General features: G+C 66.8%; 16 protein-coding genes. 9 read left to right on the top strand and 7 right to left on the bottom strand.

The genetic code is table 11. The features are described 5' to 3' along the window. The first annotated feature begins 92 nt into the window (after positions 1–92). The 4 genes from rpoC (at position 93) to ACT54L_RS06590 (ending at position 5,718) form a co-directional block, all read left to right on the top strand. Positions 93–4,277: a DNA-directed RNA polymerase subunit beta' gene (rpoC, locus tag ACT54L_RS06605; protein WP_476084750.1), complete on the top strand. Its 4,185-nt coding sequence runs from the start codon at positions 93–95 to the stop codon at positions 4,275–4,277. A gap of 162 nt (positions 4,278–4,439) precedes the next feature. Next, a complete protein-coding gene (locus ACT54L_RS06600) occupies positions 4,440–4,793 on the top strand; it encodes an ArsC family reductase (RefSeq protein ID WP_476084749.1) in 354 nt (117 codons plus the stop codon). Positions 4,794–4,801: 8 nt separating this feature from the next. Then, the gene (locus ACT54L_RS06595) at positions 4,802–5,266 is read left to right on the top strand and encodes an FAS1-like dehydratase domain-containing protein (protein ID WP_476084748.1); all 465 of its coding nucleotides are present in this window, start codon (positions 4,802–4,804) and stop codon (positions 5,264–5,266) included. Then, positions 5,263–5,718 (top strand): MaoC family dehydratase, encoded by a 456-nt coding sequence (locus ACT54L_RS06590; RefSeq protein WP_476084747.1) that lies wholly within the window; start codon positions 5,263–5,265, stop codon positions 5,716–5,718. The genes ACT54L_RS06595 and ACT54L_RS06590 overlap by 4 nt, the downstream gene beginning before the upstream one ends. Before the next feature lie 36 nt (positions 5,719–5,754). Here ACT54L_RS06590 and ACT54L_RS06585 read toward each other — a convergent pair whose 3' ends face one another. The 3 genes from ACT54L_RS06585 to ACT54L_RS06575 all read right to left on the bottom strand — a co-directional run bounded on the left by ACT54L_RS06585 (position 5,755) and on the right by ACT54L_RS06575 (position 9,936). Then, positions 5,755–6,069, bottom strand: coding sequence for a hypothetical protein (locus ACT54L_RS06585; protein ID WP_476084746.1), 315 nt, complete (start codon positions 6,067–6,069; stop codon positions 5,755–5,757). 271 nt (positions 6,070–6,340) lie between these two features. After that, entirely contained in the window at positions 6,341–9,109 is a 2,769-nt protein-coding gene (locus ACT54L_RS06580; protein WP_476084745.1) for a molybdopterin-dependent oxidoreductase, read from the bottom strand. Beyond that, a complete protein-coding gene (locus ACT54L_RS06575; RefSeq protein WP_476084744.1) occupies positions 9,106–9,936 on the bottom strand; it encodes an FAD binding domain-containing protein in 831 nt (276 codons plus the stop codon). The genes ACT54L_RS06580 and ACT54L_RS06575 overlap by 4 nt, the downstream gene beginning before the upstream one ends. A gap of 335 nt (positions 9,937–10,271) precedes the next feature. On the opposite strand from ACT54L_RS06575, the gene ACT54L_RS06570 reads away from it, so the two are divergent. After that, on the top strand, positions 10,272–11,360 hold the full coding sequence (locus ACT54L_RS06570) for a linear amide C-N hydrolase (protein ID WP_476084743.1): 1,089 nt from the start codon (positions 10,272–10,274) through the stop codon (positions 11,358–11,360). 211 nt (positions 11,361–11,571) lie between these two features. Here ACT54L_RS06570 and ACT54L_RS06565 read toward each other — a convergent pair whose 3' ends face one another. Next, the gene (locus ACT54L_RS06565) at positions 11,572–12,471 is read right to left on the bottom strand and encodes an SDR family oxidoreductase (protein ID WP_476084742.1); all 900 of its coding nucleotides are present in this window, start codon (positions 12,469–12,471) and stop codon (positions 11,572–11,574) included. 109 nt (positions 12,472–12,580) lie between these two features. Between ACT54L_RS06565 and ACT54L_RS06560 the strand changes: the two genes are divergently transcribed. Then, on the top strand, positions 12,581–12,973 hold the full coding sequence (locus ACT54L_RS06560) for a winged helix-turn-helix transcriptional regulator (protein WP_476084741.1): 393 nt from the start codon (positions 12,581–12,583) through the stop codon (positions 12,971–12,973). Between the two features lie 357 nt (positions 12,974–13,330). On the opposite strand, the gene ACT54L_RS06555 is transcribed toward ACT54L_RS06560, so the two are convergent. Beyond that, complete coding sequence (locus tag ACT54L_RS06555) at positions 13,331–14,575, bottom strand: DUF2865 domain-containing protein (RefSeq protein WP_476084740.1); 1,245 nt, start codon at positions 14,573–14,575, stop codon at positions 13,331–13,333. A gap of 228 nt (positions 14,576–14,803) precedes the next feature. Beyond that, on the bottom strand, positions 14,804–15,898 hold the full coding sequence (locus ACT54L_RS06550; protein ID WP_476084739.1) for a TRAP transporter substrate-binding protein: 1,095 nt from the start codon (positions 15,896–15,898) through the stop codon (positions 14,804–14,806). 152 nt (positions 15,899–16,050) lie between these two features. On the opposite strand from ACT54L_RS06550, the gene ACT54L_RS06545 reads away from it, so the two are divergent. Further along, positions 16,051–16,575 (top strand): CreA family protein, encoded by a 525-nt coding sequence (locus ACT54L_RS06545; protein WP_476084738.1) that lies wholly within the window; start codon positions 16,051–16,053, stop codon positions 16,573–16,575. 102 nt (positions 16,576–16,677) lie between these two features. On the opposite strand, the gene ACT54L_RS06540 is transcribed toward ACT54L_RS06545, so the two are convergent. Further along, positions 16,678–16,989, bottom strand: coding sequence for a hypothetical protein (locus ACT54L_RS06540; protein ID WP_476084737.1), 312 nt, complete (start codon positions 16,987–16,989; stop codon positions 16,678–16,680). A 433-nt stretch (positions 16,990–17,422) separates the two neighbouring features. Between ACT54L_RS06540 and cysS the strand changes: the two genes are divergently transcribed. After that, a complete protein-coding gene (cysS, locus tag ACT54L_RS06535) occupies positions 17,423–18,811 on the top strand; it encodes a cysteine--tRNA ligase (RefSeq protein ID WP_476084736.1) in 1,389 nt (462 codons plus the stop codon). Beyond that, a complete protein-coding gene (locus ACT54L_RS06530) occupies positions 18,808–19,317 on the top strand; it encodes a GNAT family N-acetyltransferase (RefSeq protein WP_476084735.1) in 510 nt (169 codons plus the stop codon). Before cysS ends, ACT54L_RS06530 begins: the two co-directional genes overlap by 4 nt. The last annotated feature ends 70 nt before the right edge of the window (positions 19,318–19,387 follow it).

The raw sequence follows: 19,387 nt of genomic DNA, 5'->3' as shown, positions 1-19,387 counted from the left end.
AGCCTGCGCCGCCGCGATGTGACACGAATTTTCCGGCCGGTCCCCCTCAGGCGGCATGAGGGGACCACCCGGCCGAGCCGAAGGAGACGGCGATGAATCAAGAGGTGATGAATCTCTTCAATCCGGCGACCCCGGCTCCGACCTTTGATCAGATCAAGATCTCGATCGCGAGCCCCGAGAAGATCGCCTCCTGGTCCTATGGCGAGATCAAGAAGCCTGAGACCATCAACTACCGGACCTTCAAGCCCGAGCGCGACGGCCTGTTCTGCGCACGCATCTTCGGGCCCATCAAGGACTATGAGTGCTTGTGCGGCAAGTACAAGCGCATGAAGTACAAGGGCATCATCTGCGAGAAGTGCGGCGTCGAGGTCACCCTCTCGCGCGTGCGCCGCGAGCGCATGGGCCATATCGAACTGGCCGCGCCCGTCGCCCATATCTGGTTCCTGAAGTCCCTGCCGAGCCGCATTGGCCTGCTGCTCGACATGACCCTCAAGGACCTGGAGCGCATCCTTTACTTCGAATATTTCGTGGTGCTTGAGCCGGGCCTGACCCCCCTCAAGTATCGCCAGCTTCTGTCCGAGGACGACTATCTGCGCGCCCAGGACGAGTATGGCGAGGACAGCTTCACCGCCATGATCGGCGCCGAAGCCATCCGCGAGCTGCTGCGCTCCATGGACCTGGAAAAGATCGCCGCCGACCTGCGGGTGGAGATCGCCGAGGCCACCACCGAGCTGAAGCCCAAGAAGCTCGCCAAGCGCCTGAAGATCGTGGAGGCCTTCCAGCTCTCCGGCAACAAGCCGGAATGGATGATCCTCACCCATGTCCCGGTGATCCCGCCGGACCTGCGCCCGCTCGTCCCGCTGGACGGCGGCCGGTTCGCCACCTCGGACCTGAACGATCTCTATCGCCGCGTCATCAACCGCAACAACCGCCTGAAGCGACTCATTGAGCTGCGCGCGCCGGACATCATCATCCGCAACGAGAAGCGCATGCTTCAGGAAGCGGTGGATGCGCTGTTCGACAACGGCCGCCGCGGCCGCGTCATCACGGGTGCCAACAAGCGCCCGCTGAAGTCGCTCGCCGACATGCTGAAGGGCAAGCAGGGCCGGTTCCGCCAGAACCTGCTCGGCAAGCGCGTCGACTATTCCGGCCGCTCGGTGATCGTGGTGGGTCCCGAGCTCAAGCTGCACCAGTGCGGCCTGCCGAAGAAGATGGCGCTCGAGCTGTTCAAGCCCTTCATCTATGCCCGCCTCGACGCCAAGGGCCATTCGGCCACCGTCAAGCAGGCCAAGAAGCTGGTGGAGAAGGAGCGTCCCGAGGTTTGGGACATCCTGGACGAAGTCATCCGCGAGCATCCCGTGATGCTCAACCGCGCCCCGACGCTGCACCGCTTGGGCATCCAGGCTTTCGAGCCTGTGCTGATCGAGGGCAAGGCGATCCAGCTTCACCCGCTGGTCTGCTCGGCCTTCAACGCGGACTTCGACGGCGACCAGATGGCCGTGCACGTTCCCCTCTCGCTGGAAGCCCAGCTTGAGGCCCGCGTGCTCATGATGTCCACCAACAACATCCTGCACCCGGCGAACGGCGCGCCCATCATCGTGCCCTCGCAGGACATCGTGCTGGGTCTCTATTATCTCTCCATCATGCGCGACAACGAGCCCGGCGAGGGCATGGCGTTCGCGGACATGGGCGAGATCGACCACGCGCTGGCGGCCAAGTCCATCACGCTCGCCACCAAGATCCGCGGCCGCTACATCGGCGTGGATGCGGACGGCAACAAGGTCTCCAAGATCTACGAGACCACGCCCGGCCGCATGAAGATCGGCGAGCTGCTGCCCAAGCACCCGAAGGTGCCCTTCGACGTCGTCAACAAGCTGATGACGAAGAAGGAAATCTCCAACATGATCGACGCGGTGTACCGTCACTGCGGTCAGAAGGAGAGCGTGATCTTCTGCGACCGCATCATGGCGCTGGGCTTCTACAACGCCTTCCGGGCCGGCATTTCCTTCGGCAAGGACGACATGGTCGTGCCGAAGAAGAAGTGGGACCTGGTGGAAGAGACCCGTGCTCTCACCAAGGAGTACGAGCAGCAGTATAATGACGGCCTGATCACCCAGGGCGAGAAGTACAACAAGGTCGTCGATGCCTGGGGCAAGTGCACCGATCGCATCGCCGACGAGATGATGAAGGAAATCTCTTCGGTCAAGAAGGACCCGAAGACCGGTCGGGACAAGCAGATCAACTCGATCTACATGATGTCCCACTCCGGAGCGCGTGGGTCGCCCGCGCAGATGAAGCAGCTTGCCGGCATGCGCGGCCTCATGGCCAAGCCGTCGGGCGAGATCATCGAGAGCCCGATCATCTCGAACTTCAAGGAAGGCCTGACCGTGATGGAGTACTTCAACTCCACCCACGGCGCGCGTAAGGGCCTTGCCGACACCGCTCTGAAGACGGCCAACTCGGGCTATCTCACCCGTCGTCTCGTCGACGTGGCGCAGGATTCCATCATCACCGAGCGCGATTGCGGCTCGACGAATGGCATCCACATGCGCGCCATCATCGACAGCGGACAGGTGGTGGCTTCGCTCGCCTCGCGCGTCCTCGGCCGTACCGCCGTGGAAGACGTGGTCGAGCCGGCCACCGGCGCCATCATCGTGGCCAAGGGCCACATGATCGAGGAGCCGCATATCGATCGGATCAACAAGTCTGGCATCCAGGAAATCAAGATCCGGTCGGTGCTGACCTGTGAGACCCGCAACGGCGTGTGCGGCACCTGCTACGGGCGCGATCTGGCCCGCGGCACGCCCGTCAACATGGGCGAGGCGGTCGGCGTCATCGCGGCGCAGTCCATCGGCGAGCCGGGCACCCAGCTCACCATGCGCACCTTCCACATCGGCGGCGCCGCCCAGCTGGCGGACTCGTCCTTTGTGGAGAGCAACTTCGAGGGCACCATCCGCATCCGCAACCGCAATGTGGCGCGGAACTCGGACGGCGACCTCATCGTGATGGGCCGCAACCTCGCGGTGGTGATCGTCGACCATGACGGCACCGAGCGCGCGGTGAACCGCGTCCAGTATGGTTCGCGCCTGAAGGTGGACGAGGGCGACACGGTGAAGCGCGGCCAGCGCATCGCCGAGTGGGACCCCTACACCCGTCCCATCCTCACCGAGGTGGACGGCACCGTGGGCTTCGAGGATCTGGTCGAAGGCCAGTCCATGAACGAGGCCATCGACGAGGCCACCGGCATCGCCAAGCGCGTGGTCACGGACACCCGTGCCGTGCGCGGCGCCGACCTGCGCCCCGCCATCCTCATCAAGGGTGGCGACGGCAAGGTCATCAAGCTGGCCCGCGGCGGTGACGCCCGCTACGCCCTGCCCGTGGAAGCCATCATCTCGGTGGACCCCGGCCAGAGCATCAAGGCCGGCGACGTGGTGGCCCGCGTGCCCATGGAAAGCGCCAAGACCCGCGACATCACGGGCGGTCTGCCGCGCGTGGCGGAGCTGTTCGAGGCCCGTCGTCCGAAGGATGCCGCCATCATCGCGGAAGTCTCCGGCACGGTCCGCTTCGGCCGCGACTACAAGAACAAGCGCCGCCTCACCATCGAGCCGTCTGACGGCGGGGATGCGGTGGAGTACCTGATCCCGAAGGGCAAGCACATCCATCTCCAGGACGGCGACGTGGTGGAGAAGGGCGACTTCCTGGTGGACGGCAACCCGGCGCCGCACGACATCCTGGCGATCAAGGGCGTGGAAGAGCTCGCCGCCTTCCTCGTCAACGAGATCCAGGAGGTCTACCGGCTCCAGGGCGTGAACATCAACGACAAGCACATCGAAGTCATCGTCCGCAACATGCTCCAGAAGGTGGAGATCGACGACGCGGGCGAGACCGACTTCCTGGATGGCGAGCAGGTGGATCGCATCGAGTTCGTCGAGGCCAACGAGAAGGCGGCGGAAGAGGGCAAGAAGCCCGCGACCGGCCATCCCGTGCTCCTCGGCATCACGAAGGCGAGCCTCCAGACCCGCTCCTTCTTCTCGGCGGCCTCGTTCCAGGAGACCACCCGCGTCCTCACGGAAGCGGCTGTTAACGGCAAGGTGGACCCGCTGGAAGGCCTCAAGGAGAACGTCATCGTCGGCCGCCTCATCCCGGCCGGCACCGGCGCCCAGATGAACCGTCTGCGCGTGGTGGCGAACTCCCGCGACGACCTCATCGTCGCCACCCGCGAGCAGTCCGAAGGTGGGCAGCCGATGGTGGAAGGTCCGCTCGACGCGGCGGAGTGAGCCATCGGGCCTGCGCCCGGGTGTGACAAACGGATCAAGGCCGCCCTTCGGGGCGGCCTTTTTCTTTGGCCGGCGCATATGGGAATGGGGACGGCGGTGCTGCCGCCTTGACCCCGCGGCGGGGATGACCGAGACCGGCGCACTTGGCATGGAGAGGCGGACATGGCGTCGGACGTCACGATCTACGGCATCAAGAACTGCGACACCATGAAGAAGGCCCGGACCGCCCTGGACGGGGCGGGCGTGGCCTATGCCTTCCATGACTACAAAACGGCGGGCATCTCACGGGACAAGCTTCAGGCCTGGATGGCCCAGGTGGGCTGGGAAAAGCTGGTGAACAAGGCCGGCACCACCTTCCGCAAGCTGCCCGAGGCGGAGCGGGCGGACCTGGACGAAGGCAAGGCCGTCGCTCTCATGCTGGCCCATCCGAGCCTCATCAAGCGGCCGGTGCTGGAAGCGCGCGGACGTCTCCTGGTGGGCTTCGATCCCGCCGCCTATGCGGCGCTGAAGGGCTGATGCCGGGCATGAGCGAGATCGACCGCTCCCTCATCGGCATGCAGATGGAGCCATTCATCGTGGAGGTGGAGCGGGGCGCGGTGCGCAAGTTCGCCCGCGCCATCGGCGACACCAATCCGTTGTTCCATGATCCCGATGTGGCACGGGCGCAGGGGTATGGCGACATTCTCGCGCCCCCCACCTTTCCCATCACCTTTCGCCCGCCCCATGAGGCGCCCTGGCTCGCCGCCCTGGACCGGCGTCGGATCCTCGCGGGCGCGGTGACCTTCACCTACGAACGCCCGGTGGTGGCAGGCATGCGACTGGTCTGCCGTTTCGCCTTTGCCGGCCTCGAGGAGCGGCGCGGCAGCAAGGGACCTCTTGAGGTCATGCGGCAGGAGGTGCGCGTGGATGACGAGGCCGGCCAAAGGGTGGTCACGTGCGCCCGCACCACCATCTATCGCTCGCTCCAGGAGCTGGGGCTGTCCGCATGAGCATCGATCCCCGCGCCTGGCCCGTGGGCCATGTGTTCGTCCTGAAGACAGCACCCGTCACCACCGAGCAATTGGTGCGCTATGCCGGCGCCTCGGAGGATTACAGCCGCATCCATTATGACAAGCCCTTCGCCGAGGCGGCGGGGCTCGGCGGCATCATCGCCCACGGCATGCTCACCATGGCCTTCATGGGCCGGGTCGCCAGCGATGCCGCCGGCCCGGCGGGCTTCGTGCGCAGCCTCACGGCCCGCTTCGTGGCCCCGGTGCGGCCGGGCGACACCGTGCGTGTGGAGGGCAAAGTCCTGGAGGTGCGCGATGACGGCCCCTGGCGCCACATCCGCGCGGACCTCACCGCACGGGTGCGGGGCCGGCCTGTCGCCGTGGGCGAGGCTGAAATTCGCCTGCCCGGTCCGGTGGCGGCCGCCGAAGGTGGTGCGCCCAGCCCGGCCTGAACGCCCTGTCCCGGCTGGGGCAGGTCGGCCGCGGGCTCAGGAGGGAGCCTGGCCCGCCGTGGGGACGCCGGCCAGCAGCGCCTTGTCGATGGCCTCGCGCATGGACAGGAGGGCGGCGCGATTGCCCTTCACGTAGGAGACCACCTTGTTCTGATGCTGCACCGTGCCGTCCGCCATGGGGACGGGAAAGCCTGTGGTGAGCATCAGCGTGTAGACACCGTGGCTGTGCGAGAAGGCGCCCACCGTCTCGAAGAAGGTGGTGGGTGCCTGGTCCGTGCAGTGGACCGCGGGGGCGAGCGGGGCTTGCGCCTTCGGCTTCGCCTTGGTCTTCGGCGTGGTCGTCTCAACCATCGTCATCTCTCCGTGCGGAACCCGAGGCACAATGCTGTCCAGCATTCCGTCCTCGCTCGGCAGCATCCGAGCGTTACGGTACCGATGCGGCGGTTCCTTGTCATGTGCTGGCTTTTTGCGGTTGCCGCCTACCGGAAGGGCAGAGCAGCGCAAAGCCGCGCAGAACCTGCGCTTTCCCGATTGGCGTCCGATGCCGCGACTTGGCGCGAAAGCCCGGTGCGGTGCGGCAACGGGCAACGCGCGGCTGATTCCCGCCCCCCTGCCGCCGGCCTCAGCGCACGGGCGGCAGGTGAAGGGTGGGGCGGCAGCTGTGGCGTTCTGCGATGGCGCCGTAAATCCGATCCGGCGCGAATGGCGTCGCCGGGAACCGGATGCCGGTGGCATCGCGCAAGGCGTTTGCGAGGGCGGGGGCCACTGGGTTGAAGGGGCTCTCACTCATGGATTTCGCGCCGAGGGGACCCAATCGGTCGAACGTCTCGGCGAACAGCACTTCGGTGGGTGGCACGTCGGCGAACGCCGGCACGCGATAGGTGCGCAAGGTGGGATTGCTCACGGCCCCGGTCTCGGGGTCGAGGACCACCTCCTCGAACAAGGCGGCGCCCAGCGCCTGGGCGATGCCACCTTCCACTTGCCCGCGACATTGGGCTGGATTGAGCACCACGCCCGCATCGGCGGCCTGGACGCTTTTCAGGATGCGGATCTCGCCCGTCTCCCGATGCACGGCGATGCGGAAGCCCTGCACATTGAAGGCCACCGACCGGGGGGACCCATCGGCGCGCCCCTCAGCCTCCAGGACCAGGCCCGCAGCCAGGGCTGCCTCGGCCACCTCGCGCAAGGACAGGCGGGTCGACCCAGCGGCAATGCCTTCCCCCTCCAGGCGGCACTGGTCGATGGGCGTGGCCCAGGCCCCGGCGGCGAAGGCGCGGATGCGCTCGGCCAAGGCGCGCGCCGCCCGCTCCGTGGCGAGGCCCGCCACCACGATGCCCGTGCTTCCAAAGGCCCCGGTATCGTGGGGGACAAGATCCGTGTCGGACTGGACCAGGCGCACGGCGTGGGCGGGCGCGGCGAGCACGGTGGCGGCGATCTGCACATGGACCGTGGAGGTGCCGTTGCCGAACTCCGCCGTGCCCACCTTCAGCTCATACGTGCCGTCCGGCGTAAGCGTGACGCGCACGTGGGAATAATGGCCCCGGGGGGGAATGGTGTCGATGAGGGCGGCCGCCATGCCTTCCCCCACCAGCCAGTCCGGTCCCGGCGTGGGCAGGGCACGGGCCTCCGCAAGGCGCCCCTCCACCAGATCGAGGCATTGGTCGAGACCGTAGCTGCCATATTCCACATCGTGGGGATGGTCGGTATGCGTCACCATGGGGTCGCCCGGACGAATGGCATTGAGCCGGCGGAAGGCGAAGGGGTCCATCCCCAGCGCCCGCGCCAGTTCGTCCATGGCGCATTCGACGGCAAACAGGGTCTGGCTCAGCCCATAGCCCCGGAAGGCGCCGCTTGGCGGGGTGTGGGTGTAGACCGCATAGCCCTCCACCTTCTTGTTGGGGCAGCGATAGAGGATCAGGCTCTCATTGCAGCCGTGGAAGAGGACGCCGGGCCCGTGATTGCCATAGGCCCCCGTATTGGACACCACCCGCAGCGAAATGGCGGTGAGGCGCCCATCCGCCGTGGCGCCCACCTTGGCGCGGATGGTCATGGGGTGGCGCGTGGTGGTGGCGGCGAACTGCTCCGGCCGGGTGACCTCATATTTCACCGGCCGCCCGGTCTTGAGCACGGCGAGCGCGACGATGTCCTCGGTGAGCATTTCCTGCTTGCCGCCGAACCCGCCGCCCACGCGCGCGCTGAGCACGCGCACCTTTTCCTTCGGCAGGTCGAACACGGCGCATAGGGCATCGCGGGTGAGGAAGGGGGTCTGGGTGCTCGAGCGCACCACGAGCCGGCCGCCCTCGTCCAGGAAGCCGATGGCGCCATGGGTTTCCAGATGCACATGCTGGATGCGCTGGCTGGAATAGGTGCCCTCGTGGACCACGTCGGCTTGGGCGAAGCCGTCTTCCACGCAGCCCACCTCGCCCTGGATCTCCGCCACCAGGTTCCGCCGGGGGTCCCGGGCGCCGCTGGAGGCGGTCGTCTTGTCATGCACCTGGGGGGCGCCTGGCTGCATGGCCTCCTCCGGGTCGAACACGGCGGGCAGCACCTCATAGGTGACCGTGATGCGACGGCAGGCCTCCTCCGCCGCCGCCTCGCTTTCCGCCACCACCGCCGCCACCCGCTGGCCGGCGAAGCGCACCACATCGTCCAGGATGCGCGTGTCGGCGGGGTCGTCCGCCATCAGTTCGTGCCGGGCGCTGGAGAAGTGCACCGGCGGCGCGTCGCGATGGGTGAGAATGGCGATCACGCCGGGTAACTCGGCCGCCTGCGCCGTGTCGATGGACACGATCCGCGCATGGGCGTGGGGCGCGCGCAGGATTTTCAGGTGCGCCAGACCCGGCAAGGTGAAGTCCATGGTGAAGGGCGCGCGTCCGGTCACCACGTCCAGCCCTGCGGGCGCGCCGAGGCTGATCCCCGCGGCGCCGCCGGCGGGCGCGGCTTCCACATGGCAGGTCCCGCGCACCGCATCGGCGATGGCCCGATAGCCAGTGCAGCGGCAGATATTTCCCTTCAGCGCAGCAGGCAGGTCCTGGAGCTGGGCCTGGTCGAGGCTGGCGGCGGTCATCACCATGCCAGCGGTGCAGAAGCCGCACTGGAAGCCCGGAGCCTCCAGGAAGCGGCGCTGCATGGGATGGAGGCCCTCGGGCCCTGCCAAGCCCTCGATGGTGGTGATCTCGCGCGCCTCTGCCCGAAAGGCGGGGAAGAGGCAGCTGTGCACGGGGGCGCCATCCACATGCACGGTGCAGGCGCCGCAATCTCCGGCATCGCAGCCCTTCTTCACACCGAAGCAGCCGAGATCGCGAAGAAGGGTGCGCAGGCATTGGCCGGGCCGGGGCGTGGCCTCAATCGGCTGGCCGTTGACGGTCAGGTGAAGGGGAGGGGGGCTCATGGCCGCATTCCCTCCGCCAGCTCGGCCCGCACCTCTTCGGCCAGAAGGCCGGTCACGTGCCGCCGCCAGTCGGGCCGGCCGTGAATATCATCGAAGAAAGCCCCGGGCGGCAGGAGCCCGTCCAGACGGGTGCGCAGCGTCTCGGCATCGGGAAAATCCGCGAAGGAGAGCCGCACGGGCCGGGGCGTGGAGGCGCTGATGGTCAATTCCAGGGCCTGCGAAAGCGGGGCCTGCGTGCCCACCACCAGGGCGGCTGAGCGGCCCAGGCGACTGAGCGAGATCTTCCGCATGGCGGTGCGGCGGGCCAGCATGGCGCGGGGCACGCGGATGGCGCGCAAGATTTCGCCGGGCATGAGCGCCGTCTGGAGCGGACCGCGCACGAAATCCATCACCGCCACCTCGCGCTCGCCGCCGCCCGGGCTCCAGATGAGGCAGCGGGCATCAAGAGCGGCGGTGAGCGAGATCATGGCGCCCGCGGGCAGCGCCATGCACAGATTGCCGCCCACGGTCGCCATGGTCCAGATCTTGAAGGAGGCGAGCAGGGCGGCGCAACACTGGCCGAACAGGGGCGCGGCCGGCCAGGGCGCGCCGGCGGCAAAGCTGCCGAGGGCTGAGATCGTCGCGGTGGCGGGAATGTCGAGGCCGTCCTCGGTGAGGCGCGGGCCGCCCCAGCCGAGGCCGGAGAGATCCACCAGCCGCGTCACCATGGGCTGCGGCTCGGAGAAAAGCCACGTCCCCCCCGCGAGCCAGGCATCCCCCAGCCGGAAATCGTCCAGATCCACCCGGCGCGTGGGCCGGCTGATGTCCTTGACCGTGTTCAGGTCCATCTATCCCCCTGGCCCGGTGTGCCGTCCGCCGTCCGGCGCGCACCAAGACCGTGCCCCTTCCCTTTGCGATGTCTCCACGCCCGACCCTCTCACCGGCCGGACGGGCGTGCAATGCGCCGTCTTTCCGCGCCCCGCTCACCTTTGGTCAAGCAAGAAGCATTCCTCCATGCGCTCAACTTCGCCGGCCGGGATGGCGCGCATGCCGGAGGCGCCGACGTCCGTCTTCTCTGCGCGCGGCCTGCCTGTGCCCGGCGCTGGATTTCGCTAAGGTGGCGCTTCGCGCCGACAGAGCGCGCATGGGAGGTGCCTCGATGATGACGCGGTTTGCGGGACGAATGGCTGCCACGATTGCGGTCGTCGCTGCCACTTTGCTGCCTCTCCAGCAGGCACAGGCCTGCACGTCCTTTCTCCTGAAGTCCGCCGACGGCGGCTACACCTACGGCCGCACCCTTGAGTTCGGCCTCCCCCTGCAATCGCAGCTGATCGTGGTGCCCCGCCAGTTCGCCTTTACCGGCACCGGCCCCGACGGGCAGGTGGGAACCGGCCTGCCCTGGACGGTGAAATACGGCACCGTGGGCGCCAATGCCTTCGGCCTGCCGGTGCTGGCGGATGGCATGAACGAGGCGGGCCTTGTGGGCGGCATGCTCTACCTGCCGGGCCTTGCCCTTTACCAGGATGTTCCGGCGGCCGAGGCGCGCACCTCCATCGCCGCCCACGAACTGCTCACCTATCTCCTCACCAGCTTCGCGACGGTGGCCGAAGTGAAGGAGGGGCTGCCCAAGATCAAGGTCAACCGGGCCATCCTGGCCCAGCTGAAGATGGCAACCCCCATGCACATCACCTTGCATGATGCTGGCGGCGCCAGTCTGGTGATCGAATACACGGGAGGGGTCCTGCACATGCACGACAACCCCACCACCATCCTCACCAATGCGCCGACCTTCGACTGGCACGTCACCAGCCTCGGCAATTACCTGGGCCTGTCCCCCTTCAATCCTGATCCGCTGAAGCTCGGCGCGCTCACCATAGCCCCCGTCAGCACCGGCGCGGGCGCGGCGGGACTGCCGGGAGACATGTCCTCGCCGTCCCGCTTCATCCGCGCCTTTCTGTACTGGCGCGCGGCGCCGGAGCAGAAGACCAGCGCGGAAGCGGTGGACACCGCCTTCCACATCCTCAACAATTTCGACATTCCGCCGGGCATTATCCGCACCTCCGCGAGCGCCGCGGCGGGCGGTGGCATCTCGGCGATCGAGACCACGGAATGGACCTCGGTCGCGGACCTCAAAGCCAAGCGCTATTACCTGCGCACCTATGGCAACAGCCAGACCCAGGTGCTGGACCTGACCAAGGCGGACCTGGACGCCAAGGCGGTGAAGTCCTTCAGCATCGATCGCCCGCCGGTGTTCATCGACGTGCTGAAGTGACGTTGGCGCGGCGCGCCGCGAATCAAAAGGGCCGCATCCGGGAACGGATGCGGCCCTTTCATTTGGCCTGACGTGGAGACCAGCGTCACTGCCTCGATGACTTCCTCTCTCTGAAGGTCACGGCGATGGCGTGGAGAGCAGGCAGGAGTGGGCCCCGAAGTGGCTCCGCCAAACGTCGCCGGAGCGGACGCTTACGGGGCACGAAGCCAGACTAGATGCGGGGTTTAGACAAGGATTGGACCTGTTCCCTGACGGTGTCACGGAAGGGGGTGGTCGGCCGTCCGATCAACCGGCTCAGATGGCGACCGTTCTCAAACAGAGCCCCCTTCGCCACACCCGCATCAGTGTCCGCCATCGCCATGGCGAACACTTCCGGCACCCCGGCCGCTGCGGCTGCCACGCGAAGATCGTCTTGGGAAACGTTCTTGTAGACGATCGGCACCCCGGAGGCTTCCGCGACAGCGAGGGCGAACTCCGCCAGCGTGAAAGATTGATCGCCCGCCAGTTCGTAGATGCGGCCCGCATGGCCATCACCCGCCAGGACCGTCGCAGCCGCCCTGGCATAATCGGCGCGCGCTGCAGATGAAATGCGTCCTTCTTCAGACGCGCCCAGCAATGTCCCAGACTTAAGGGCCGGCGGTATCCGCAGCGTGTAGACCTCCGTATACCAGCCGTTCCGCAGCAGCACGAAGGGCACGCCGGACTGAGCCAGGTCGGCCTCGGTGTCCCGATGCTCTTTGGCGAGGAACAGTGGGGAGGTGTCCGCGTGGAGGATGCTGGTGTAGGCGATCAAGCCGACGCCCGCCGCCTTCGCCGCGGCGATGACGTTGCGGTGCTGCTGTGGGCGCTGCCCGATCTCGTTTCCGGAAATGAGGAGAAGCCGGTCTATGCCCGCAAGCGCGCTGGCCAGCGTCTCGGGCCGCGCATAGTCGGCGACCCGCGTCTCCACGCCCTTTTCGCGGAGCGCCGCCGCGGCCTCGCTGGCCGGTTGGCGCACCCCGGCCACAATGGCCTGGGCGGGCACCGTCTCCAGGAGCGCATCAATGACCAGCCTTCCCAGTTGGCCAGTGGCGCCTGTGACGAAGAGTTTGGGCGCGTCGCTCACGGTCATATCCTTCCTTGCAGATCAACACTCTCACAAGGTAACTAAATGAGACCGTCGGTGCCGTGAAGGAGGCAGGATTTTGGGACAAGGTGATGTGGAAGTAACCACCCCGGCATTGGACGACGCAACGACGCGCTTCTTCACCGCAAGAGGACCCTACCGGCCTTCAGCGACACAATGCCCGGTGAGGGATGTGCTTGATCGCATTGGGGATAAATGGTCGACCCTGGTCCTGCGCACGCTTGCGACCGATCCGCACCGCTTCAGCGCCATACAGCGCGCCATTCCGGACATTTCCAAGCGGATGCTGACGCAAACCCTGCGCGATCTGGAGCGCGATGGCCTAATCTCCCGCGCGGTGTTCCCCACCAAGCCACCGAGCGTCGAGTATCGCCTGACGCCCCTCGGCGCCACGATCCTTGAGCCGCTGGGCGCGCTTGTCCAATGGGCCAATCGCAGCCACGAGGCCATCAAGCGCGCACGTTCCGCCTTCGACGAGGCGGAGTGACGAGGGTCCCGCGTCACTCCCGATGACGTGGTTTGTCTCGAAGGACATAGCAGCCTCGACGCGCTTCCTTGTGAGTTTGGCCGCACGAGCTGTCCCGGCCAAACTCCCGTTCTCGCCCAAGCGCCGCGTCAGCAGCCGGACGAAGACCGAACCTCGCCCGAGAGCGTCTCAGGGTTTCATGGAAACACTGAGACGCTCTATCTCTTTGTTTTCACGCATTTCCTTCACGCGAACCGGTTCCCACTTCGCTCGGAAATGCTCAAGAGGAGGCCGGACCGGCCGGATCTTGAAATCAGTCTTCCATTACAACGACATATGGAATGCAGCAAAGCCCACCGAACCGTGCCCGAGGGCTCGTTAGTTTGTTCCGGTGGCATTGGTGGAACGCGGGGTGCCGATGACGCGCACCGGGCGCTGGCCCGGCTGTTCGGAGGCGGGCGCGAGGGGAGCGGAGGCCGTGGAGGGGGCCGGATCCAGCGGCGCGGTGGCCGCAGCGCTGGCTGGCGCGGCCGCGGGTGCGGGAGAGGCCGTGCGCGAGGTGGCAGTCTTGCCCTTGGCGTTCGGGTCGCCCACCGGCCGGGGCTGGGACATTTCCTTGGCCTGCTCCTCGGTCACGAGGATGTCGCCCTTCTGCAAGGTGGTGGAATCCTCCAGCCCTGCCAGCGCCTGCGCCCACGACTGGCCGGCGGCGCGGCAGGAGCAGGAGGGGTTGAACTGCTTGCGGTAGAGCAGGGCGGTCGGCAGCGACATATAGGGTTTGCCGGTGATGGAGGTCGCCTGCTGGATGTCCTCGCCGGGATTGCGATAGGTGAAGAGCTGCGCCTCGGTGGCCGGGCAGAGGCGGCGGCACAGGGCGTCATCGGTGGCAAAGCGCGCCGGCACGGTGGCGTAGGAGATGGGGAAGTAGAAGCCGTCGCAGGTGCGCACGCAGACCGTGCGATAGGTGGAGGACTTCGGCAGGTCCATGGGCGCCACGTCCAGGCCGGGCGCGGTTTCCGAATCTTCCTGCCCCTGGCCGCCGCCGAACAGGGCCTCGAAGAAGTTGCGGGGCCGCTGCTGCTGGCGCTGCGGCTGCGCCATGGCTTGGGCCGCGGCGCGGTATTGCGGGCCGCAATTGTTCTGCGCCAGCGCCATGATGATCTGACGGCGCTGCCCCTCGCGATCCCCGCCGCCCGCGCTGCGCTCGATGCTGGCCAGATTGGCGCGCAGGCGCGAGATCTGGTCGTCGATGGCGTCGCACTGGGCGGGGCGGGGCGGGCCCTGGAAGATGAAGAAGCCGCGCGGCGCGTCGCAATTCATGGCCTTGGCGTCGGCATTGAGCTGGGCGAGGTCCGCCCGCATCTTCGCCGCCTGCTGGAGGCGCGCGTCAGTGGCGGGATCGGGCCGGTCGAGCGAGGCGAGGGCGCCTTCAAGCTGCATGCAGTTGGGACCGGCGGCCTGGGCGGTGGCCCCGGATTGACCCTGGTAGCCGGCCGGATAGCCCTGCGCCAACTGAACCGGCGTCGCCGGCCCCTGGGCCGTCTGGGCGGCCGCCGGGGAGGGAAGCAAAGCGGGAAGCGCCAGGAGCGCGGCACCAAGGCCCAACAAGCGAAGCGATGTCATTCTCAATCCGGACTGCCCGATCACTGTGCCTCATCCTCCGAAGCGGACGGCGTCGCCCCCCCCCGGAACAGGACGACCGCCCCTGCGCCGCAGGTCCCGGAGGGGCCTTGCGGCGCGCGGAGGCGGTCGGCCTCATGGTCGTGCACTTATAGCCTCATTGGCGGGGGCCAATGGTGACCAAAGTGTGGTTTTCAATGTCCCGCGGCGCCCTTTGGTCACCGCCGTCCGTCAGCTCTTGCCGCGCATGCGGATGTTGAAGCTGTCGTAGGAATACTCGCCGATCTGCCACCACACGAGCTGCTCGGCCCGGATGGCATTCATGCTGTCCAGCGCCTTCTTGAAGTTCGGATTGGTGGCCGCGATCTCGTTATAGAGCTCGAACGAGGCCTTGTAGCCGGCTTCCATGATGGACTGGGGGAAGGCCCGCAGTTCGCACCCCTGCTGCACCAGACGGCGCAGGGCCGGCGGATTCACCATGTCGTACTTGGCCAGCATCCAGTTGTTGGCAGCCTCGCAGGCATTGGAGAGGATGGCCTGGTAGTGCTTGGGCAGCTTGTTCCACTGCTCCTGGTTGATGGCCAGGTGCAGCATGGCGCCGCCTTCCCACCAGCCGGGATAGTAGTAGTACTTCGCCACCTTCACGAGGCCGAGCTTCTCGTCGTCATAGGGGCCGACGAACTCGGCGGCATCCAGCGTGCCGCGCTCCAGCGCGGGATAGACGTCGCCGGGGGCGATCTGCTGCGGCACCACGCCGAGCTTGGCCAGCACCTGCCCGCCAATGCCGCCGATGCGGAATTTCAGGCCCTTCAGATCTTCCACCGAGTTCAGCTCCTTGCGGAAGAAGCCGCCCATCTGGGTGCCGGAATTGCCCATGGGGATGGAATAGGCATTCATCTTGGCGAGCACGCCGTTGATGATCTGCTCGCCACCGCCGAAGAACCACCAGGAATGCTGCTGGCGCGAATTGAAGCCGAAGGGCACGCCGGTGCCGAACGCCAGCGTCGGGTCCTTGCCGATATAGAAATAGGTGGCGGTCTGGGCACATTCCACGGTGCCCGACGACACCGCATCCAGCGCCTGCAGGCCGGGCACCAGCTCGCCAGCCGGGAAGGTCTGGATCTGGAACTTCCCGTCGGTCGCGTCCGCCACATATTTGGAGAGCATCTGCGCGGTGCCGTAGATGGTGTCGAGCACGCGCGGGAAGGACGAGGTCAGGCGCCATTTGATTTCCGGCTGGCTCTGGGCCAGGGCGGGCATGGCGACGGCACTGGAAGCCAAGGCGGTGGCGGAAGCGCCGAGGAAGCGGCGGCGGGTGGTGCTCATTGAGGTCTCCGGGCGTCTTGATCTTGTTGCCGGCACAGGTGTCACGCGGCGCACGGCGCGTCAATTCCCGCCTTCCGTCCGGGCGGTGGTGCACCCATATGTGATGGGCACGGCCGGGCACGAGCCTCGGGTGCGGGAATGGGTGGAGCCTTATGAAACTGTGGCTGCGCGGCCTTGCCGCGGCGACGATCTGCCTCTTGGCCGGTGGACACCTGACGGGAGCGGCCGCCGCCGAGGAGCCGGACCTGATCTTCCGCAAGTCGACGGTCTGGAAATTCCTGACCCCCGACGACAAGCTGGCGGTCTATGGCATTGATGACCCGGTGGTTTCGGGTGTCTCCTGCCACTATACGGTGCCCGAGAAGGGCGGCCTTTCCGGCATGGTGGGGGTGGCCGAGCAGGTCTCGGACATTTCGCTGGCCTGCCGCCAGACGGGTCCCATCGTCATCAAGGAGAAGTTCGAGCAGGGCGACGTGGTGTTCCGCCAGAGCCGGTCGCTTTTCTTCAAGCGCATGCAGATTGTGCGGGGCTGCGATGCCAAGCGCAATGTGCTCGTCTATCTCGTCTATTCGGACAAGCTGGTGGACGGCAGCCCGAAAAACTCCACCTCCACCGTCCCCATCATGCCGTGGGGCGTCTCCGGCGATGTGCCGCGCTGCGCCGACTTCCTCAAATAGGCCAAGGCCTGAGCGCGCCGGGCGAACGCCTGGCGCGCCCCGGTCCTTCGTGCCGGCAGCCGCGCAGATGTCAGCGGGTGCAGATGTCAGCGGGTGCAGATGTTAGCGGGTGCAGGTGATGGTCACGACACCCGGACAGAGCGGCCCGGTGCAAGTGGCGTGGGAGGTGTGGGGATTGGCCACGGGGGTGATGGGGCTCGCCGAGGCCACCCGCCCGTAATCGAGCGCGCGATTGTAATCATGGGTGCGGCACCACGCGGTGGCGAGGCGCTCCCCGCACGGCTCGCCATCGGCGAGGCAGCGGTCGATGCCATAGGCATCGGAATTTTCGATCAGGAAGATGCGCGTTTCCGCGTGTGCCGCTCCGCTGGCCAGCGTGACAAGGGCAGCGAGGATGAGGCTGGTTTTCGTCATGTATTTGCGTTGCGACCTCTTTAGGCCCGTTCGCGCCCCGAGGGGCGCCGTCAGGCGGGTGCCGATTCGCGCGGGTTAACCATGGCGACCGTCATGGGATAGACTTGTGACCATAAGAAGGTCAAGCGGACCCAAGGTTCCGCTGGCATGCGGGGGATCACCGGGGACGCGGGCTTTGCCGTTGGAAATGGCTTGACGCCTGATCGTTCCGATCCCATTGTCCGCGGCCATGAACGGGACGTCCAACATACCGGCATTCGTGCGCCTGCGCGCTGTGCTGTCGATTATTTGCGGTTAGCCAAACACGCTGGCCGCGGCCGTCCCTTGCTGACCCCCTCGAGGAGAAACGGACGCCACGGCCGGCAGGTCGGGCATCCATGATCCACGGCCGCACACGGGCCGGGGCGCATGCCTCTGAGGGAGTGAAGGTGACATGGAGCTGCGGCTCTACAATACGCTCAGCCGGTCCAAGGATCCCTTCCGTCCGCTCGATCCCGAGCGGGTGCGCATGTATGTCTGCGGCCCCACCGTCTACGACCACGCCCACATCGGCAATGCCCGGCCGGTGATCGTGTTCGACGTGCTGTTTCGTCTGCTGCGCCGCCTCTATGGCGAGGCGCGGGTGATCTATGTGCGCAACATCACGGACGTGGACGACAAGATCAACGCCCGCGCGGCCGAGCGCGGCATCACCATCCGCGATCTGACCGAGGAGACCTATCGCTGGTTTCGCGAGGATACGGCGGAACTGGGCTGCCTGCGGCCAACGGTCGAGCCGCGCGCCACCGAACATATCGCCGAGATGCGGGTGCTCATCGAACGCTTGGTGGCGGCGGGCCATGCCTATGTGGAGCAGGACCACGTTCTCTTCAACGTGCCCTCCATGCCCGATTATGGCCGCCTCTCCCGCCGGCCCCTGGACGAGATGATCGCCGGCGCGCGGGTGGATGTGGCGCCCTACAAGCACGACCCCATGGACTTCGTGCTCTGGAAGCCCTCCGATGAGGGCGTGCCCGGCTGGCCCTCGCCCTCCGGCATCGCCACCCCCGGCCGTCCCGGCTGGCACATCGAATGCTCGGCCATGTCCTGGAAGCACCTGGGCGAGACCTTCGACATCCATGGCGGCGGCATCGACCTCGTCTTCCCGCACCATGAGAATGAGATCGCCCAGTCGCGCTGCGCCTTCGACACCGGCGTCATGGCCCGGGTGTGGATGCATAACGGCTTCCTGATGCTGGAAGGCGAGAAGATGTCGAAGTCGCTCGGCAACTTCGTCACCATTCGCGAATTGCTGGCGGACTGGCCGGGCGAGGCTCTGCGCTTTGCCATGCTGTCCACCCATTATCGCCAGCCCATCAACTGGACCCGCCAGGGCATCGGCTTTGCCGCCAAGACGCTGGACAAGTGGTACCGCATCGTCGGCGACGAGCCGGCGGAAGTGGGGGAGGGCAATCCGTTCGAGAGCGAGATCGCGGACCGGATGGGTGACGACCTCAACACGCCGTCCGCCATCGCCCATCTCCACCACCTCGCCGACATCGCCGAGGATGTGGAAACCTCCACCGCCTTGAAGCGCCGCTTCAAGGGCGCCGCCAACCTGCTGGGCCTGCTCCAGGAGACGCAGACCGAATGGCTCGCCCGCAAGCGCGACAAGGTGACTGTGGATGCGGAGGCGGTGGGCCGCCTCATCGCGGAACGCCTGGCCGCCCGCAAGGCCCGCGACTTCGCCCGCGCTGACCAGATCCGCGAACTGCTCGCGGTACAGGGCGTGGTCCTGATGGACAATAAGGACGGCACCACCAGCTGGGAGGTTGCGCCATGAAGGATGCCAATTCCAACACCGCCGCCGGTCTTCGGCCCTATCTGCCGGAGGACGCGCCGCGCCTCGCCATCATCTTCCGCTCGGCCATCATGGAACTGACCGAGGAAGATTATGACGACGATCAGCAGGAGGCCTGGGCCGCAAAGGCCGATGACGAAGAGGCCTTCGCCGCCCGCCTCGCCGCCGGCCTGACCCTGGTGGCCGTGGTGGACGGCGACCCCATGGGCTTTGCCACGCTCAAGGACAACACCCATATCGACATGCTCTATGTGGACCCGGAAATGGTGGAGACCGGCCTCGCGCGCCTTCTGTGCGACGCGCTGGAACGCCTGGCGCAAGCCCGCGGCGCGAAAGCTCTGACCGTTGACGCCAGCGACACGGCCCTCGGCTTCTTCCAGCATCGCGGCTATGTGGCCCTGCGCCGCAATTCCGTGCCGCTGGGCGATGTGTGGCTGGCCAATACCACGCTCAGCAAGGACCTGCCGCCCGCCAGGACGCAAGGGTGAACACACCGGAAACGGGTGGCCGCTGCACGCCCTCGGGCGGAAAGAAAACGGGCGCCCGCCCCGAGAATGG

Source organism: Aquabacter sp. DMC10 (genome assembly GCF_056314145.1).
This window is presented reverse-complemented; position numbering and strand designations above follow the sequence as displayed.